This is a genomic window from Microbacterium sp. 18062 (assembly GCF_902706225.1).
Lineage (GTDB): Bacteria > Actinomycetota > Actinomycetes > Actinomycetales > Microbacteriaceae > Microbacterium.
The window spans coordinates 1-17108 of the sequence record NZ_CACSKB010000003.1 but is presented as its reverse complement, the minus strand read 5'-3'; the positions used below and the strand labels follow the sequence as shown (position 1 = coordinate 17108).

13 protein-coding genes are annotated in these 17108 nt (G+C 67.5%); 6 read left to right on the top strand and 7 right to left on the bottom strand.

Going from position 1 to position 17108, the window contains the following annotated elements:
* Positions 1-526: 526 nt before the first annotated feature.
* Entirely contained in the window at positions 527-1234 is a 708-nt protein-coding gene (lepB, locus tag GVL03_RS01910; RefSeq protein ID WP_159498954.1) for a signal peptidase I, read from the bottom strand.
* 119 nt (positions 1235-1353) lie between these two features.
* Here lepB and GVL03_RS01905 point away from each other — a divergent pair, with 119 nt between their 5' ends.
* Positions 1354-2250 (top strand): nucleotidyltransferase family protein, encoded by an 897-nt coding sequence (locus GVL03_RS01905; protein WP_159498952.1) that lies wholly within the window; start codon positions 1354-1356, stop codon positions 2248-2250.
* Positions 2251-2279: 29 nt separating this feature from the next.
* Here GVL03_RS01905 and GVL03_RS01900 read toward each other — a convergent pair whose 3' ends face one another.
* From GVL03_RS01900 to GVL03_RS01890, 3 genes are all read right to left on the bottom strand, one after another.
* A complete protein-coding gene (locus GVL03_RS01900; protein ID WP_159498950.1) occupies positions 2280-2954 on the bottom strand; it encodes a hypothetical protein in 675 nt (224 codons plus the stop codon).
* Positions 2955-3253: 299 nt separating this feature from the next.
* A complete protein-coding gene (locus GVL03_RS01895; RefSeq protein ID WP_159498948.1) occupies positions 3254-4057 on the bottom strand; it encodes an AraC family transcriptional regulator in 804 nt (267 codons plus the stop codon).
* Positions 4023-5504, bottom strand: coding sequence for an ATP-binding protein (locus tag GVL03_RS01890; RefSeq protein ID WP_159498946.1), 1482 nt, complete (start codon positions 5502-5504; stop codon positions 4023-4025). The genes GVL03_RS01895 and GVL03_RS01890 overlap by 35 nt, the downstream gene beginning before the upstream one ends.
* Positions 5505-5551: 47 nt before the next feature.
* On the opposite strand from GVL03_RS01890, the gene GVL03_RS01885 reads away from it, so the two are divergent.
* The 4 genes from GVL03_RS01885 (at position 5552) to GVL03_RS01870 (ending at position 10397) form a co-directional block, all read left to right on the top strand.
* Entirely contained in the window at positions 5552-7183 is a 1632-nt protein-coding gene (locus tag GVL03_RS01885) for a polysaccharide biosynthesis tyrosine autokinase (protein ID WP_159498944.1), read from the top strand.
* Positions 7184-7191: 8 nt separating this feature from the next.
* Positions 7192-8973, top strand: coding sequence for a DUF4012 domain-containing protein (locus GVL03_RS01880; protein ID WP_159498942.1), 1782 nt, complete (start codon positions 7192-7194; stop codon positions 8971-8973).
* An 82-nt stretch (positions 8974-9055) separates the two neighbouring features.
* Positions 9056-9634, top strand: coding sequence for a hypothetical protein (locus GVL03_RS01875; protein WP_159498940.1), 579 nt, complete (start codon positions 9056-9058; stop codon positions 9632-9634).
* A gap of 10 nt (positions 9635-9644) precedes the next feature.
* Positions 9645-10397, top strand: coding sequence for a CPBP family intramembrane glutamic endopeptidase (locus tag GVL03_RS01870; protein ID WP_159498938.1), 753 nt, complete (start codon positions 9645-9647; stop codon positions 10395-10397).
* Positions 10398-10399: 2 nt separating this feature from the next.
* On the opposite strand, the gene GVL03_RS01865 is transcribed toward GVL03_RS01870, so the two are convergent.
* From GVL03_RS01865 to GVL03_RS01855, 3 genes are all read right to left on the bottom strand, one after another.
* Positions 10400-12625, bottom strand: a complete 2226-nt coding sequence (locus GVL03_RS01865; RefSeq protein WP_159498936.1) for a hypothetical protein — start codon at positions 12623-12625, stop codon at positions 10400-10402.
* A 190-nt stretch (positions 12626-12815) separates the two neighbouring features.
* Positions 12816-13706 (bottom strand): UTP--glucose-1-phosphate uridylyltransferase GalU, encoded by an 891-nt coding sequence (galU, locus tag GVL03_RS01860; protein ID WP_159498934.1) that lies wholly within the window; start codon positions 13704-13706, stop codon positions 12816-12818.
* 354 nt (positions 13707-14060) lie between these two features.
* The gene (locus GVL03_RS01855) at positions 14061-15371 is read right to left on the bottom strand and encodes a UDP-glucose/GDP-mannose dehydrogenase family protein (protein WP_159498932.1); all 1311 of its coding nucleotides are present in this window, start codon (positions 15369-15371) and stop codon (positions 14061-14063) included.
* A gap of 842 nt (positions 15372-16213) precedes the next feature.
* Between GVL03_RS01855 and GVL03_RS01850 the strand changes: the two genes are divergently transcribed.
* On the top strand, positions 16214-16420 hold the full coding sequence (locus GVL03_RS01850) for a hypothetical protein (RefSeq protein WP_159498929.1): 207 nt from the start codon (positions 16214-16216) through the stop codon (positions 16418-16420).
* Positions 16421-17108 lie beyond the last annotated feature (688 nt).

The window sequence follows — 17108 nt, the reverse complement described above, 5'->3', positions numbered from 1 at the left end:
TGGCCTAGGGACGCACCCCGGACACACCGGACGATATCGGCGATCACCGACAGACGGATGCGAGACTCGCCGTGCCCACGGATGCTCCTGCCGTGTCGTCCGATCGGCCGTCGGCCGTGACCCCGCTCGCTGTTGTCCTGCTGTTACTGCTGGTCCATCGTGCGTGCGCGGAGGAACGCGACGAGCACGATCCCGGCGAGCAGCAGTGCGACCGCGCCTCCGACGAACGGAGTGATGTCGCTCATACCGGTGGCCGGAAGCGATCCCGAGCCGCCGTCACCGCCGCCGGGGCGCGCCGGAGCGGGAGCGCCCGTGGGGCCCGCTGTCGTTCAGCCTTGCGAAGCCTCGTAGGAGACTTCGACGCGGCGGCCGCCTGTGGGATATCCGAGGCGAGGTCGGCGACTGCCAGGTCATTGCGTGTCGGCAACGCAAGAGACGGGCACCTGGGAGAAGCTCGGCAGACCGTCGCCGAGAATCCGGTGTCTGCCGCGGAACGGACCAGGACGAGACGCTCGGACGCACGCGGTCAGATCCCGGCCCAGCGTGAGACCGGCCAGAACACGAACCGCGCCGCACCGACGACGCCGTCGCGGGTCGCCCACCGCCAGCAGTCCGTGACAGTGCCGTCGCCGCGGCAGAACGAAGCGGAGTCGGAGGAACCGGAGCGGTTGTCGCCGAGCACGAGGTACGCGCCCTGCGGCACGGTGACCTCGTCGAAGCAGCGGAGGGAGCGTGGTGTCGACGTGCAGTCGACCTCGCCGGAGACGAAGGGAAAGTCGTTCTCCACGTACGGCTCGTCCAGCGCGACGCCGTCGACGACAACGCGTCCGCCGGCATCGCAACAGCTCACGACCTGCTCCGCTCCGGCGATCACCCTTTTCACGAGCGTGTGAGGTCCGGAAGGCCCGAAGCCCGTGACCTCGCCGAGCCAGCGGAGAGTGGCGCGGAACGGATCTGCTCCCGACGTGGGCGCGCCGTCCCAGGCCATGTCGGCGTCGAACACGATCACGTCGTGCATCTCCGGATCCTGCAGCAAGTAGGCCAGCCGGTCGACGAGCACGCGGTCGCCCGGTTCGAGCGTGCCCGCCATAGAGCTGCTCGGCACCGCATACGGCTTCGCCACGAAGAGCAGCACGAGCCCGCACACGACGAACGCGGCCACCAGGTGAAGCCAGGTGTTTCGTACGATCCGTCGCCATCGAGACGGCGAGCCGTGCTCGACGCTCGCGATCATCGCGGCACCTGTCCCGGTCGTCGTGTCGTTCGGTGGCTCCTCCTATATCGTCTGGAGAAGGGACTCCTCTTATATATAGAGAAGGGACTCCTCTTATACGGGTTCCAGAAGGAGCGATCGTGAGCGTGGAGCTGATGCGGCAGGACGCGATCGAGCTTCTGCACGCCTGGGTCCAGCGCGTCGCCGACGACGCCGGAGTGCGGGTGATCTTCATCAAGGGTCTGAGCCTCGAGCATCACGGACTTCGACAGGGGCGGATCCCCGCCGACGTGGATGCATGGGTGGATCCGGCGGAGTTCACGCGGTTCTGTGCGCTGCTCGAGGCGCGTGGTTGGCGCAGCCGCACCCACTCGATCGTGTCGGCTCGCCGGCGGGCGCACTCCGCGACCTACATCCACGGGGAGTGGCCGTGCGACATCGACTTGCACTTCCGCTTCCCCGGATTCGTCGAGGACGACGCGAAAGTCTTCGAGGAACTGTGGGGGCGGACCGAGTCGATGCCTGCCGCGCACCATTCGTGCATCGTTCCGGATCTGCTGTCGAGCATGGCGATCGTCGCGCTCCACGCGCTCCGCAACCGGGCGAGCGCAGAGTCTCGCCGGGCCGACCTCGACGCCGTCCGTGCCCAGATGCTCACTCCCGAGCAGAAGACGGCGTTCGCCCTCTTGGCGCAGCGGACGGGGTGCGATCAGACGCTGGCCGCCGTGCTCGAAGAGCTGGAGGTACCGCGATCGCCCGCGGACGTGCGCGGAGACCTGGCACGCCTCGAGCTCGATGAATGGCATCGCGAGACGCAGGCCCGGTCGCTCTTGCTGCACAGGTGGCGACTCACCTTCGCGATGGCACCCGTGAGTCGCTGGCCGCGCCTGGCTCGCGCGGCGCTGTGGCCGTCGCGAGAGCAGCTCGCCGCGATGAATCCGGAGACCACTGACTCCATGAGCGCTCGGGCGGGTGCCCGCATCTCGCGGTGGGGCCGCGGCGTTCGTGCGCTGCTCGGACTCTTGCGCAGACGATAGGCCGTCGTTGCCGAAGCCGCCCGCGACCGTCAGAGGATTCCCGCGTTCACCGGAACGCTGATCACCGTCGACGCCGTGAGGGTCCTCGAGGCGAAAGCGAGGGTCAGTGTGACGGGGAAGGACGCGAGAGCGGACACGGTGATGCCCGAGTTCGTTCCCGAGAGGCCGAACTCGATCGGCACCTGCAATGCGCCGTTGGATGCGATCGAGGTGGCGAGTGTTCCCGTGAAGGTCGTGATCGGGAAGCCGTACTGAATGCCGAACGCGCTCTGATAGGCGACGGTGTTGTTGGCGGCGACGACCGCTCCGTTCAGGCTGTAGACGCCGAATCCGCGGGCTCTGCCGACAGGGAGGTTGATGCCGGTGGGACGTCCGACCACGATCGTCACAGTCGCGGTCTCGTTCACGGCCCCCGCGCCTCCGTTGTTCACGGTGAACTGGGTGGGAACGGTCACCAGCGCGCTCGCGGTGATGAGAGAGCTGTCGCTGAGGACGCGCAGCGACAGGAGATCGGTCTGACTTCCCGTCCATGCGAGCGTGGTGTCGGCGACAGAGGCCATCGCGGCCGGCGTCGCCATCGCCGCGAGTATCACCGGCGCCGACCAGGCGGCGCCCTTGAGAAGGGTACGGCGGTGCACGCCCGACGGCGTGGGAGCGGTTCCCGACGATGCGGGAGCGTCGGAGGCGGTGAGATCCTCGGGCATGGGGCATCCTTCGGGTTGGGGCTCATGCGTAAAGGCCGAGCCGGCTGTTGTCATGGTGCTTGGCGTCGAGCATGATGCCCATTCGCTCGACCGCGATCAGGTTGTCGCGAAACCGTCTCGGCCTGTCGCGAAATGCAGCGCCCTGTGCCCCGCGTCCGTGCGCCCCTCGGCGCTCCCCGGTGTTCCCGCGCGTGGCGGGTGCGCGACGGCTCATGAGCGAGCGAAGGCTGTCGCGAAATCGCCTTTTTCTGTCGCGAAAGTGCAGCTGAGGGTCGGCCAGGAGCAGCCGAACGCGTGCGTCAGCTCCGGCGGTAGCTGAAAGCGCGCCGGAGCGCGCTGGCGTTCGGGAAGCCGGCGAGCACGGCGATCCGGTGCTGCGGCAGTGAGACGGTCTGCGGGTCGTCGGAGAGCGCGCGGGCGCGCTCGACGCGCGACCGTCGCAACGCGGCGTAAGGGGTGTCGTCGTGGTCCGCGAAGGCCCGTTGCAGGTGCCTGACAGACACGAAGAGCTCTGCGGCGAGCTTCTGCACGGAGTAGGCGCTGTCTGACGAGTTCGCCGCGATGAGCGCGTTCGCGCGCTCGAACAGAGACGCGTGCTCGTCGGTCGCATCGGACTCGTGACCCCGTGCGAGCGCACCGACGACCGCGATCGTCGCATGATCGACCGCACACTTCTCGCGGTCATCGACGGGGTGTGACAGCCGGGCCAGAGACAGGACGAAGGCGCGCGAGCTCAGCGCCAGGTGCGAGCTGTCGAGCACCCTCGGGGTGAAGTCCGCTGTGGGCGCAGAGCGCAGAGCGCTGCTGCGCCGTACCCATGCCACGGCGACCGTCGTGGGTGTGGGGTAGGCGAACTCTGCGTCGTCGGACGAGAGAAGAGCACCCACGGGTGAGGTCGCACCGCGGACGATGATGTGACCGGAGATGACGAAGACTGCGGCGACGATGTCGTCGGTCTGGAAGTCGAGATCGCGCCACCGCCACGACGAAGGCGCGAGACGATGCACCGTGATGACGGTGTCCTTCAGGGGGTGCATCCGTACCAGACCGGTGTCGGCGAGCGGCAGGTCAAGGATCTCCGAGAGCCGAGCCTGAGCGGTCATAAGGTTCCCCCCGCAGCGTTCCCATCCGAATGAGCTCCCCGAAGAAGACCTCGGTGTCGTTCATTATGGTGAGCAGGTCGGAGTCGGGCGAGTCGCCGTGAACCTCGAAGACGAGGCTCTCGATCGACGTCGGAAACGTGGCGACGGCACGCCAGAGCGCTGCCGCGGTGCCGCTCAGATGCTGCACGCGAGGCTCGGGATGAACGAGGGGCAGCAGTGCAACGTGGTCGTCGTGGTCGGTCCAGGCCACGTCGGGAGAGACCCTCCAGCGGGTCTCGGTGGCGACCAGGACTCCGGCGCGCACGAGCCGTTCGAGAACTGCTGCGACGGGGCCGCGTCCGTCACCATGCTCAGGTGCCGGTTCGCCGTGCTCGGACACGACGGCTTTCGTGATGGTCGCGGCATCCGCTCGCGATGCGGCACGCCAAGCGGCCGGCGCGATCCCGCCGAGAACGTGCAGATCGGGTGCGTCCGGCCGGGTCCCTCGCTCGAGGAGCACGGCGAGGTGAGCGCCGCCGTCGAGCGCCACTGCGTCGCGATGCGGTGCACGGCCGTAGGTCGCGGCACGGTGCGCGTCCGTGCCCGTGGCAGATCGGGAACCCGCCGGATCCGGGGCGGCGTCCGAGACGCAGCCGAGGTCCGGCGCACCCGTCGCCGTGCCGGTGCGCCCCCCGGCGCTCTCGTCGTGACACGCGAGGAGCTTCTCGATGAGCGAAGGCAGCTCGGTCGCCTCCCGGTAGGTGACCCGGTGCGCGCCCGACGCGCGCCGGAGCAGCGTCGTGATCGTCTCGAGCGGCCGTGGCAGCTCGGACAGGTAGCTCGTCTGCGCGGCGAGCAGCTCGATCGCCTCGGATTCGGCGAGCGCGGTCGCCGAAGGCTCGGTGTCGAGCTCGGCTCGGCGATCCAGGATGACGACGGCCCCGAGTCGCAGCGGTCGATCCGGTCGTGCGACCTGAGCCGGTGGCGCGAGTTGGGCCTTTGGTGCCGACGGGTCGACGATCACCGAGAGAGGTTTGCGGTAGGGGAGGATCTCGCCGTCGGCAGTGATGCCGACTGTCTCGTCGGTGACGTAGTGCATCGAACGGCTGAGCGTCCGCGCTGCCGTGGTCTTGCCGCTTCCGGAGCGGCCGACGAGCATCACGACGCGCCCGTCCGCCGCAGCGAGCCCTGCCGCGTGCACCATCCACAGCCGGCCTCGTCGTGCTTCGATGGCGGTGAGTGTCACGCGCTGCGAAAGCTCTTCGAGAGCCGCCGCCCGCCCGGCGCTCGACGGAGCGACGGCGGCGGCGGGCTCGGATCCCGTGCCGGTTGAGGCCGCCTGCGACCACACGCGACGCACCGCTTCCGAGAGCTTCTCGCCGCCTTCGGACGGTGATGAGTGCGGTGTTTCGGGCAGCACGATGCGAACCGTGGCCCCCAGCGCCTCGATGTCGAGGTCTTCGATCACAGCGGTTATGGTACAGAAAATGACGGCGTGAACATCGAGGGGGCGAGATGGAGCTGCGCGACTATCTGAGGGTGTTCAGCCGGCACTGGGTGGTGATCGTCGTGCTCACCATTGTGGGCGCCGCCGCCGCGTTCGCCTGGAGCGCTTTCCAGCCGAGGGTGTACACCGCCACGACCAGCGGCTACGTGGCCGCGACTCAGACGGCAGACGGAAACAGCGGCATGTCACTCGTCGGCGACCAGCTGGCGCAGGCGAAGGTCACGTCGTACCTCGACATCGGCCGATGGCGGGCCGTCGCCGAGCACGCGATCGCCGAGCTGGGGCTGAACACCTCGCCTGAGGCGCTCGTCGGCTCTGTGAGCGTGACGAACCCGAACAACACCGTCGTGATCCACGTTGCGGCCGACGCGGACTCGCCCGAGGCGGCGCGGGCGCTCGCCGAGGCATGGGTCCGCGGGATGCAGAACCAGATCGACCAGATCGAGGGCAACGGCACGGCGGGCTCCGCGGCGGTCGGGCTCATCCCGGGCGACTCGGCCCAGCTGCCCTCTACGCCGTCGTCGCCGAACACGAGGCTCAACGTGGCGCTCGGCGCGCTCGTCGGGCTCGCCCTCGCGATCGGCTACGCCGTGGTCAGGCATGTGCTCGACCGGTGTGTGCGTGACCGGCGTGACGTCGAACGCGAGACGGGCGTGGCGGTCGTCGGGGTGCTGCCGGTGCAGAAGGAACTGGTGGGAGCGAGACGCATCTACGGCTTCGGCGCAGGGCGCCGGGGTGCCGATGCGGCTCCCCTGATGGAGGCCATGCGCGAGCTGCGCACCAACCTGCAGTTCATGGACGTCGACAACCCGCCCCGGGTGATCGTGGTCACCAGCCCTCTGCCCGGCGACGGCAAGTCGACCACCGCGGCGAACCTGGCGGCCAGTCTCGCCGCGAGCGGACAGCCGACGTTGCTCATCGATGCCGATCTGCGCCGGCCGGTGGTCGCCGAGATCCTGGGCGTCCTCGAGGGCGCCGGCCTCAGCGACGTGCTCTCGGGGCGTGTGGCGTTCGACGACGTGTTGCAGCGGACGGGCCCGGACGGTGCCCTGCACGTGCTCGCGGCGGGACGGACTCCGCCCAATCCGAGTGAGATCCTGGGGTCGCAGCGGATGCGGGATCTGCTCAAGACGCTGCGGGAGACATATGTCGTCATCGTGGACTCGCCACCCGCGATCCCGGTGACCGACGCGGCGGTTCTCGCCGCCGCCGCAGACGGTGCGCTGATCGTGGCGTCCGCGGGCAAGACGACGTTCGAGCAGGCACAGCGGGCGGTCGAGATCCTGAGCAAAGCGAACGGCCGGGCGCTGGGGATCGTGCTGAACAGGATGCCTCAGCGTCGTGGGTACTACGGCTACTCCGCCTACGGCGGATATCACAACCGCGCGGAGAGGCGATCGCGGAGCGCGCGGATGCGCGATCGGATGACGCGGCACAGCCCGCGCCGCGAGGCGAAGCGTGCGGGTGCTCTCTCTCGGGCTGCGTCCGAGGTGCCGGCCGAAGAATCGGTGAACGTCGAGTCGGCGGATGCGGTCGTGCGGGTCGCTGCGGACTCGACGGCACGCGCCGCGCAGGGCTCCGCAGGGCCGGACAGGGCTGCGGAGCCTGAGTCCGCGTCGGGCGTGGGCGCGGTCCGCTGAGCGCGACGATGGGTCATCGTCGTCCGCGCCCCCGGGGGCTGCTCGTCGTCGGCAGTTTGCTGCTTCTGCTCGTTGTGCTCGCCGCGGTGTGGGTGGGTGTGCGCGGGGCGCTCGCCGCCCGCGAGCTCATGGCGGCGGAGAGTCTCGCGCAGGAGCTTCCCGCCGTGTTGTCGGACACGGACACGGACATGGCCACGGCGAGCGAGCTCGCATCGACGCTGTCGGGGCACACGTCCGCGGCACGCTCGTTGACGGGCGACCCGATCTGGTCGATCGCGCAGGAGCTGCCGTGGCTTGGGCCGCAGTTGGCGGCGATCTCGCAGCTGGCGGTGTCTGCCGACGAGCTCGTCACGGGCGCGCTCGAGCCGGTGCTGACGGTGACCGCACGGCGCAGCGCGGACTCGGCCGGTCCGGGTGCGAACGGGTTCGACCTCTCGGCCGCGTCGGCGCTGGCGCCCACGGTCAGAGTCGCCGCCGACCGTGTGGAGGGCGCGAGGGCCGGTCTTGCCCGGGTGGACAGGATCGCTCTCGTCGTGCCGCTTCGTGAGCTGGTCGACAGCGCTGCGGCGTTGCTGGAGGAGTTCGGCAGCGCCACCAGCACGCTGGCCGATGCGCTGGAGCTGCTGCCGCCGATGCTCGGCGAGGATTCGCCGCGCACCTACCTCGTGCTGATCCAGAACAACGCGGAGCTGCGGTCGCTCGGCGGGATCGTCGGTCAGGTGGCGTTCGTGACGGTCGACCGAGGCGTGGTCACGCTGGAGGGGATCGAGAGTGGTTCGAGCTTCGGCTACTTCGACGTTCCGGCCGTGACGTTGAGCGCGCAGGAGCAGGCGCTGTTCTCGACGCGCCCAGCGCGTTACATGCTCAACACGACGCAGATGACCGACTTCTCGCAGGCTGCGACGATCGCGCGGGAGATGTGGGCGCGCACGCACGAAGGGCAGGAGGTCGACGGTGTCGTCGCGGTGGATCCCGTCGTGCTTGCGCATCTGCTCGATGAGACCGGAGAGATCGTGGTTCCCGGCTACGGCACCGTCTCCGGCGACACCGTCGTGGCCGACCTGCTGAGCGATGCGTATGCGCGCTATGCGGATCCGGCGGATCAGGACGAGTACTTCGCCGCAGTGGCACGCGCCGTGTTCGACGCGTTGCCGACTGCCGCGGTGTCGGATGACGGAGTGCTGCGGGCCCTCGCGAGTTCTGCGCTCGAGAGACGTGTCCTCGTGTGGAGTGCACACGAGGAGGAGCAGCGCACGCTGGCGACGACGAGCCTGGCCGGCGGTCTGCCCCACTCGACCGCCGACCAGGCCACGTTCGGGGTCTATCTCAACGACGGCACCGGCTCGAAGATGGACTACCACCTCGACGTCGAGGTCGCTCTCGACTGGACCGGATGCGTGCAGCCCGACGATCCGACGGCGTCGTTGACTCTGACTCTCACGAACACGGCGCCCGACGATGCGGCGCAGTCGCTGCCCGCGTACGTGACCGGCGGGGGAGCCTCCGGGGTGCCGGCGGGGACGAGCCGCACCGTGGCGTACGTGTACCTGCCCGAGGGGTTCGACCTCGTAGACGCGATCACCTCCGATGGAAGCGGCACCGGAGGAGGCGAGCACGAGGGGCTGCGGGCGCTCACCGTGAGCGTCGATCTCGAGCCGGGGGCGACATTCGCGGCGACGTTCGCGGTGCGGTCGACGCACGTGTGGCCGTCGCGGCTCGTGGCGCAGTCGACGCCCACTTATGCGACAGACAACGCGACATCCCTCGAACTGTCGTGCGGCGCTCAATAAAGTGACCGGCAAGCCGCGTCGCGGTTATCGACAGTCACGTGGGATGCAGGTCGGCATGACGATCTGCGGATGAGGGGGGCTCATGCTCAACAGGCGTTTCGCGGGTGCGGCGATCGCGGCGGCTGCCGTGTCGGCAGTGGTGGTTCTGGCGCCGGGTGTCGCGACGGCCAGCACGTACCCCGTCACCGGCGGGTGCGCGGCGACCCCGACGGTGACGACGCCGGGCAGCGTGGTCGATTTCTCGTGCACGGAGGACACGTTCCTGGGCGATGAGGACGTGACCGTCACGATCACCGGCGAGGAGGCGAGCGGGAGCACCTTCGCGGTGATCAAGACGGCGGTCTCGTCGGCATCCACGCTGACACGTGCGCAGTCCGACGGCTCGACCAGCGTGATCCGCATCACTCTCGGCAACCAGACGACGGGGTCTTACGAGATCTCGGCGGTCGGCGAGACGAGCGGCCGTATCGGCACGGCTCCGGTGCGAGTGGTCACGAGCTCGACGGGGGGCGCGTCGTCGGGACTGCCTGTGACGGGCGGATCAGCCGATTCGGCGCTCGCGCCAATGTTGGTCGGTGTGGGCGCCATCGTCGTCGGCGGTGTCGTGCTGACGGCAGGGGCGATCGCTCGACGATCCCGGTCTGGTGCGGGCCGCGCCTGAACGACGTGCGTTGACAATAGCGGGCGGGCTCACTCGGCGGCGGTTTCACGACGCGCAGCGCCGGCGTCTGAAGAAGGCCGACTGGCGTGAGGGCGGGCGTAGCGTGCTGCGCTGGCGCACGCGCATGCTCGGGCTTGCGCTCTTGTGTCTCGGCGCGGCGGTTCTGGTCAAGCCGTTCATAGACGAGTCGGCGGGGGCGGGTCCCGCTGCAGCGATGCTGGCGACGCAGGGGCTGCTGGTCGCAGCGGTGATCGTCGCTTTCGCTCAGTCGGTGCCGGCACGTCTTCTCCGAGTGGATGCCGCCGACGTCGTGTGGGGTGTTCTGATCGGATGTTCGCTCGTGCTCGTCTTGGGGTGGCTGGTCGCGATGACCGGCGACACCGGGTTTCCTGCCCTCGCCGATGCGGCGGTGGGCTGGTCGCCCGTCACCCTCGTGTCGGTGGCGGGCGGGGCGGTCGTGTCGCCGCTCGCGGAGGAGTTCTTCTTCCGCGGGGTCGTGTTGGTGGCGCTCTACCGGGTTCTTCACCGATGGGATCGGCGCGATCCCGCGCTGTTGTCGGTCGCCGTCACGTCTTTGCTCTACGCCGCTTTCGTGTGGACCGCGTCGCCGCCTCTTGTCATGGGTGTCACTCAGGCGCTGTTGGGTGTCGTGTGCTCATCGCTGGTCATGGCGACGGGGAGGATCTGGGGCGCGGTGACCGTTCATCTGTGCTTCGGCGCGTTGTACGCCGCTCTGCAGATCGTCGGCGCGGTGTGGGGGTAGCGCTAGCTCAGTTGTCTCCACACGGAGCCGATACACGCGAGCCGCATCGACCCGCCCGCGGGGATGGTCATTGTCGACGCGGAGAGCGAGGTGCCGTACTCGCCGCCGCTGTTGAGAGTGACCGTTGCGACGGTCGTGACGATGGTGAGTAGCTGCCCGTAGAAGCGGCCGGGGGCGAGCTTCGCGACCGTTCCCGCGATCGTGTTGCTGCACAGCGCGAGGAGGTTGGGCTCCGGTGATGCGAGAAGCTCGCGCCATAGATTCTCCGCTGCGATCTGCGCAGAAGTCACGAACGTACGGTAGCCGGACCGAGTAACGGGGCCTGGCGGAGCGATGTAGGAGTACCCCGCGAGGGAACCGTCGAATCCGGCGGTGCTGGGGAACGGATGGGCCGGCAGCGCGGTCCCGTCGATGATCAGCGACGTGGACGATGGGAACCAGCACTTTCCTTGAGCGTTGAGCTGGATCGCGGGGACGGTGAACCCCCCGAGGTACACGCTCGATCCGCGCAGCACGATACTGCCCGTGTTGACGATGCGGGAGACACCGGGGGCGACCGTGCTGTCCGTGGAGATCAGCCGGTAGCCGCTGGCTGAAGCCGGCTCGGTGACGCCTGATCCGTCGATGGTGATCGTGCCATCGATATCGAGATCGGAATTCGTCAGGCTGATCTGAGGGCCGCTCGGCGACGATGACAGTCGCACATCGAGATCAGCCATGCGTGCACGTGAGTTCACGAGCGTCGTGATCCGGTCGACGTCTCGCGCGTGGACGCCAGAGACGTCGATGGTGCGGAGGTCGTCCTTGACTCCAAGGTTCGGATGCGTGCCGGTGCGGATGGTCGTCGCGAACAGCGCGATCACATTGGCCACGCTCCCGCCGCGGATCACGACCTCTCGGGACTCCCCGTTGATATACGTGGGCGTTGTTTCTGTGCCCACCGAGAACGCGACCCTCGCGCCGTTGACCACTGCATTGGACACGACGGCACCTAGGCCCCGGAAACCGAACGCGGTCACCCCATCCGAACTCTTGGTTCCCAAGAACGTGCACCCGTCGAAATGGGGATAGTACGACTCCTGATGGGTCGTGAACCCCGTGAACGACGGGTGCACGATATTCATCGTGACGTGCGAGAACATCGTGGAGCCGTACGAGGACGTGGTGGTGCTGCCTTCGGCGGTGTCCGGGGTTTTCTCGTCGTACCCGTGGCGAGTCCAGGCCGCCGAGCCCGTCACCCGGGAGAAGTTGCCGCCGTTCTCATGCACCCCATACCCGAGCACGGCGCTGTTGTCGTTCATCGCCCAGTTGACGTCTGTGTGGACTCGCGCATGTAGGTTCGAGCGAAGCTGCACCGCGGGTCCCACAGCCCGCTCCACCACGACATCGTCGATGCGGGACGAGATGAGGCTTTCCATGCGCACGACGTACGTTGACCGGTTCGCGGCCGTGAGCATCGCGTCCGTCACATCGAACGTACCGCCGCGGAGGTTCGCAGACCCCTTACGGCATTTCGCCGATCGAACGTTCGTCGCATACGATGCGACCCGCACCGGCACCCCGTGCAGAGTGGCGGCTAGACCATCCACCGAGTACACGCGCATGAACTGCCCCATCCGGGGGCGCATCGTCGTGCTCGTCCACCGGCCCCCCGGGATCGGATCATCCGAGATCAGTTTGATCACATCCCCCGCTGCCAGGCCGTGAGGCGCCGTATACGTCAGCACCGTCACCGGCGTGGCCACGGAGTCGATCACCGTCGAGGTGACAGTTACCGACGTGACCAGAACCTGCGGCGCGAACCCGCCCCGGAGGGTCACCAGATTCACGCCCGGCGCGGTGCGGATCAGCGTCACGCCGGTCAGATTGAGCGTCACATTCCGCGGAGCGAACGTCACCGGGTCGTGCCCGTACGCGACGATCCCTTCACTACAGTGGTATACACCCGGCACCACTCTCACCGTCGTGTGATTCCCCGCCATCGCCAGCGCCGCATTGATCGCCGCCGCCGGGTTGGTGAGCAACTGCGGGAACCCGTCAGCGTCGACATTCAACGTTTCCGCACTTGTGGCCGCGACGAAAGTGGCATCTAGTGCCGCCTCGGACAGTCGGCCGGCGCTCGTCAGCGTATCAAGATCTTCGACCTCCGCATTTACCACGTCGATAGCTGCGCGAAGCTTTGCCTCTCGAGGGGACTCGCCATCTGAGGGGAGATCGAGCTCAGCCACTTGTGATGCCCTTCATCGGTATCCTCCAGCCACCGTGATGGCGTTCTTATCTACACATGGGAATGAGCATTGCTGATGTCGATGAGACGATTCTGTTCGCACGATGACACACGATCATTCAGTACTGGGAGGGGTAGAGCACAGGTGCGAAGGGCGAGGCAGCGAGCTGATCGCTCAGTCGCTCGGCCCCTCAGATCCGCCCCGCAAGCTCCTTCACCCAAGCCCCCAGCTCCGGCCCGAGATCTTCCCGGTCCAGAGCGAGCAGCACATTCGACTTGAGGTAGTCCAATCGGTCGCCGGTGTCGTAGCGGCGGCCGCGGAAGATGACGCCGAGCACGGGGCCGGCGATGGTCTCGTTGTCGGCGAGGACTTCGAGGGCGTCGGTGAGCTGGATCTCACCGCCCTTGCCGGGTGTGGTCTTCTCCAGCACGTCGAAGATCTCGGGCTTGAGCACGTATCGGCCGATGATGGCGAGGTTGCTGGGTGCTTCTTCGGCGGTGGGCTTCTCGACGAGGTACTTCACCTTGACCACGTCGTCGTCATCGGTCGTCTCGACCGCGGCGCATCCGTAGAGGTGGATCTGCGAGGGCTCCACCTCCATGAGCGCCACGACCGTCGCCGACTGTGCGTGGGACACCTCGATCATGCGCGAGAGCAGCACGTCGCGGGCGTCGATCAGGTCGTCGCCGAGCAGCACCGCGAACGTCTCCTTGCCCACGTGCTTGCGTGCCCGCAGCACGGCGTGCCCGAGACCGAGCGGGTCGCCCTGGCGCACGAAGTGGATGTCGGCGAGCCGGCTGGCCTGCATGACCTTCTCGAGCTTGGACGCGTCGCCCTTGCGCTCGAGGGTGTGCTCGAGCTCCGTGACGCGGTCGAAGTGGTTCGCGAGCGCGTTCTTGTTGCGCCCCACGACCACCAGCACATCGTCGCTTCCCGCCGCGACCGCTTCTTCCACGACGTACTGGATCGCGGGCTTGTCGACGACCGGAAGCATCTCCTTCGGCATCGCCTTGGTGGCGGGCAGGAAGCGCGTACCGAGCCCCGCGGCAGGGATGACGGCCTTGATCGAAGTGTGAGTCATATGTTGAACGCTATGGGTTTCGGATGAACCGAACGTTTCGGAGGAGTGTCGGTTGCCTCGTGTTACAGGGCGCAGTGGGCGCCTTTTTCTCTCGGATGGCGTCTGCGGGCGGATCAGCGGGGGAGGTGTCCCTCCTCTTCCGAAGACGAGGAGGGACACCTCGTGCCACCGAGAGCGTCTGGCCTAGGGACTCCCCCGGGACACGAGGGACACTAGCGGTGATCAACGGGGGCCGCACGAGAGGCTCGCCGGGAACCGGCGCGACACGCTAGTGCTGATGCAGCAACAGGGAACCGAGTCCGTCGCCCGGTTGAGGCTTGGCATCCATTCGAAGATCTGCCATGTGACCTGGGGTTACGGGCGTCCCATTCCCAGATATGTCCATCCTGCGTTGCGCCATGCGGCGGCGTCGAGGCAGTTGCGTCCGTCGACGATGATCTGTCCGTTGACGAGGGACGCGGCGTGCTCCGGGGGGAGTTCGCGGCGGTATTCGTCCCATTCGGTGACGACGATGACGGCGTCGGCGCCGCGGAGGGCTTCGTCGCGGTCTTCGACGTAGTTCAGCTGCGGGTGCACGCGGCGGGCGTTGTCGATCGCGGCGGGGTCGGTGACGGTGACCCAGGCGCCGAGGCCGTGGAGACGGACGGCGACGTCCAACGCAGGGGAGTCGCGGATGTCGTCGGAGTGGGGCTTGAACGCGGCGCCGAGGACGGTGACGTTCTTCTTGAACACGGATCCGCCGAGGCCTTCGACGACGAGTTGCACGGCGCGTTCGCGGCGGCGGAGGTTGATCTCGTCGATCTCTCGGAGGAACGCGACGGATTCGCCGCGGCCGAGTTCTTCGGCGCGGGCGGAGAACGCGCGGATGTCTTTGGGGAGGCAGCCGCCGCCGAAGCCGATGCCGGCGCCGAGGAACTTCCGGCCGATGCGGTCGTCGTATCCGATCGCGTCGGCGAGTTGGGTCACATCGGCGCCGGTGACTTCGGCGATCTCTGCCATCGCGTTGATGAAGCTGATCTTCGTGGCCAGGAACGCGTTCGCCGACACCTTCACGAGTTCCGCGGTGGCGCGGTCCATGACGAGGAAGGGCGTGCCCTTGTCCACGCTCGGGTGGTACACCTCTCGGAGAACGTCCGCAGCACGTTCGCCTTCGGGGCCCGCGGGCACGCCGGCGACGAGCCGATCAGGGTCGATGGTGTCTTGCACCGCCCACCCCTCGCGGAGGAACTCCGGGTTCCACACCAGTGTCGCCCCGGTCGGGGTGACACGCTCCGCGAGCGCTGCGGCGGTGCCGACCGGGACGGTCGACTTCCCCGCGACCACGTCCCCTTCGGAGAGGTAGGGGAGGAGGCCGTCGACGGCGGCGTTCACATAGGTCAGGTCGGCGGCGTATCCGTCTTTGACCTGCGGGGTGCCGACCCCGATGAAATGCACCTTCGCGCCCGCCGCCTCGGCCATATCGGTGGTGAACCGCAGGCGTCCCGACGCGATCCCCTCCGTCAGGATCTCGGGCAGCCCGGGCTCGAAGAACGGCGCCTCACCCCTCGACAGCGACTCGATCTTCCGCGCGTCAACGTCGATCCCGACCACCTCATGACCGATCGACGCCATCGCCGCCGCATGCACAGCACCCAAGTAGCCACAACCGATGACAGACAGACGCATGGGTCTCCTCGTGGTTCAGTCGACGAATCGACGATTTAGCTAGCTAATCGTTCTTAGCAGACCTTTGTTGCCGCCATGTGATCGAAGGTGACGATGCCTGCACGCGAGGCTGTGATGGGTCGAACGTGACTTCGGCGCGTTCTGGCGGCAAATCGATCGGCCAGCTTCGGGGAAGCTGGATCGCGAGGAGTCGTGATGGAGCCGGCCGGTTCAGCAGCGCTTTCGTAGTCGTCATCCTCGCAACAACGGTGGTACTGAACGTGCGTGCCTTCCCCTATACGAGGGCGACGCGGCGGGAGCGGGGCGATCGCATGGGTCGACGCCGCAGTTACGTTTCTGATGTTGGTCCTGTTGCTGATGCTTCCACTTGCAGACGGGGCGCGCGCTCCTTCTTCTCGCTGCAGCAATCCGCGGTGGCGCCGGCGTATGCATTCTCGTCTGGCTTGGCGAGATACGGAGCGCCGCGCCAAAGGAAGCCGGAGCGGTCAGGCAGTCGTGATCGTGATGAAGAAGTGGTGGAAGGCTCGACGTTCATTGATCGGCATGGTCGTGAGGCGTCCTGCAACGGTCGATAGCCGGCGCCGTTGGGCGGCTGGCACTCCGTGGCGGGTGGGCGATGCGTCCTCAGCGCGGCAGCCGTGTCTGTCGCGTATCTCGGGCTGTTCATCGCATTCGTTCCACATAGCGCAAGGGCATCGCGGATGCCGTGTTGCAATGGGCGTTCCAGTACGGCGTTGTCCTGCTTGCGGCGGTCAGTGCGCCGCTGCTTGTGGTGTGGATCGATCGTGCTGTGGACAGGGCAACCTCGACCGCGAGAGAGCCTGGACACGATCGCACGCGGTGTGGGAATCGGCGCTGCAGCCGGGACCGTCGCCGTCGCCGTCGTGATGAGATTCGTCGTCGTCGTCGTCGCGGCCATGCCGTTCGACGGGACCGGATTGCTGCAGGCTGGTGCTCTCGTTACCGACGCGGTGCTCGGTGTTGCAATCTTGTTGGGAAACTCCGGATTCGTCGTCGGTTTGATGCTGGCGGTCGTTCGCGAGGCGTGACGGGTTTGTCTGAACGGCGCGGTCAACGCCTGGCTTGGATGGGGCGCAGCGGCCGCGCTCCTGCTTGTGTGCCTGGTGGGCCTATCTCGCAGCTGCCCGCTCAGCATTGCCGCCTTCGTCGCATCGCTGGTATCCGAGCCGCCGCCGCTGCCAAGCGATCCGAGCGTCGTGCAAGTGCAAGTGCAAGTGCAAGTGCAAGTGCAAGTGCAAGCGCAAGTGCAAGTGCAAGCGCAAGTGGAGGGTAGTTGGCGATTCCTGTTGGTGGGGTCGCCTTTCGTCGCAGCCCTCCCTGACTCGACGATGGTCGCCGCCGTGGCTGCAACGCCCAGACGAGGTTCTCTAGCCGGCTAAATCGCTCCGATTGATGCCGCGATCCTACTCAGTAGATGCATGTTCCAACGATGCGCTTCTCGGGTCGCCTGAGCTGGCTACTCGGAGGAAGTACGAGGGAGGCGGTACGGGTACTCATGACGGTCTACTTGCCCGGGGCAGGGTGCCGTCGCCTCGTGCTGTATGGATGCATGACTTGCCGCGCTGTAACCCAGCACGCTAACCTCGGCGGGTCAAGTCCTTTGAGGTGGTGTACGGATCGGTCTCGTGATTCTTCGTGGGGTTACGCGGTGAGGGCTCGGTAGTCGGGTTCGGGGACCTCCTCTGGGTTGGGTTCTGGTTCGCCGACGCGGCGGGC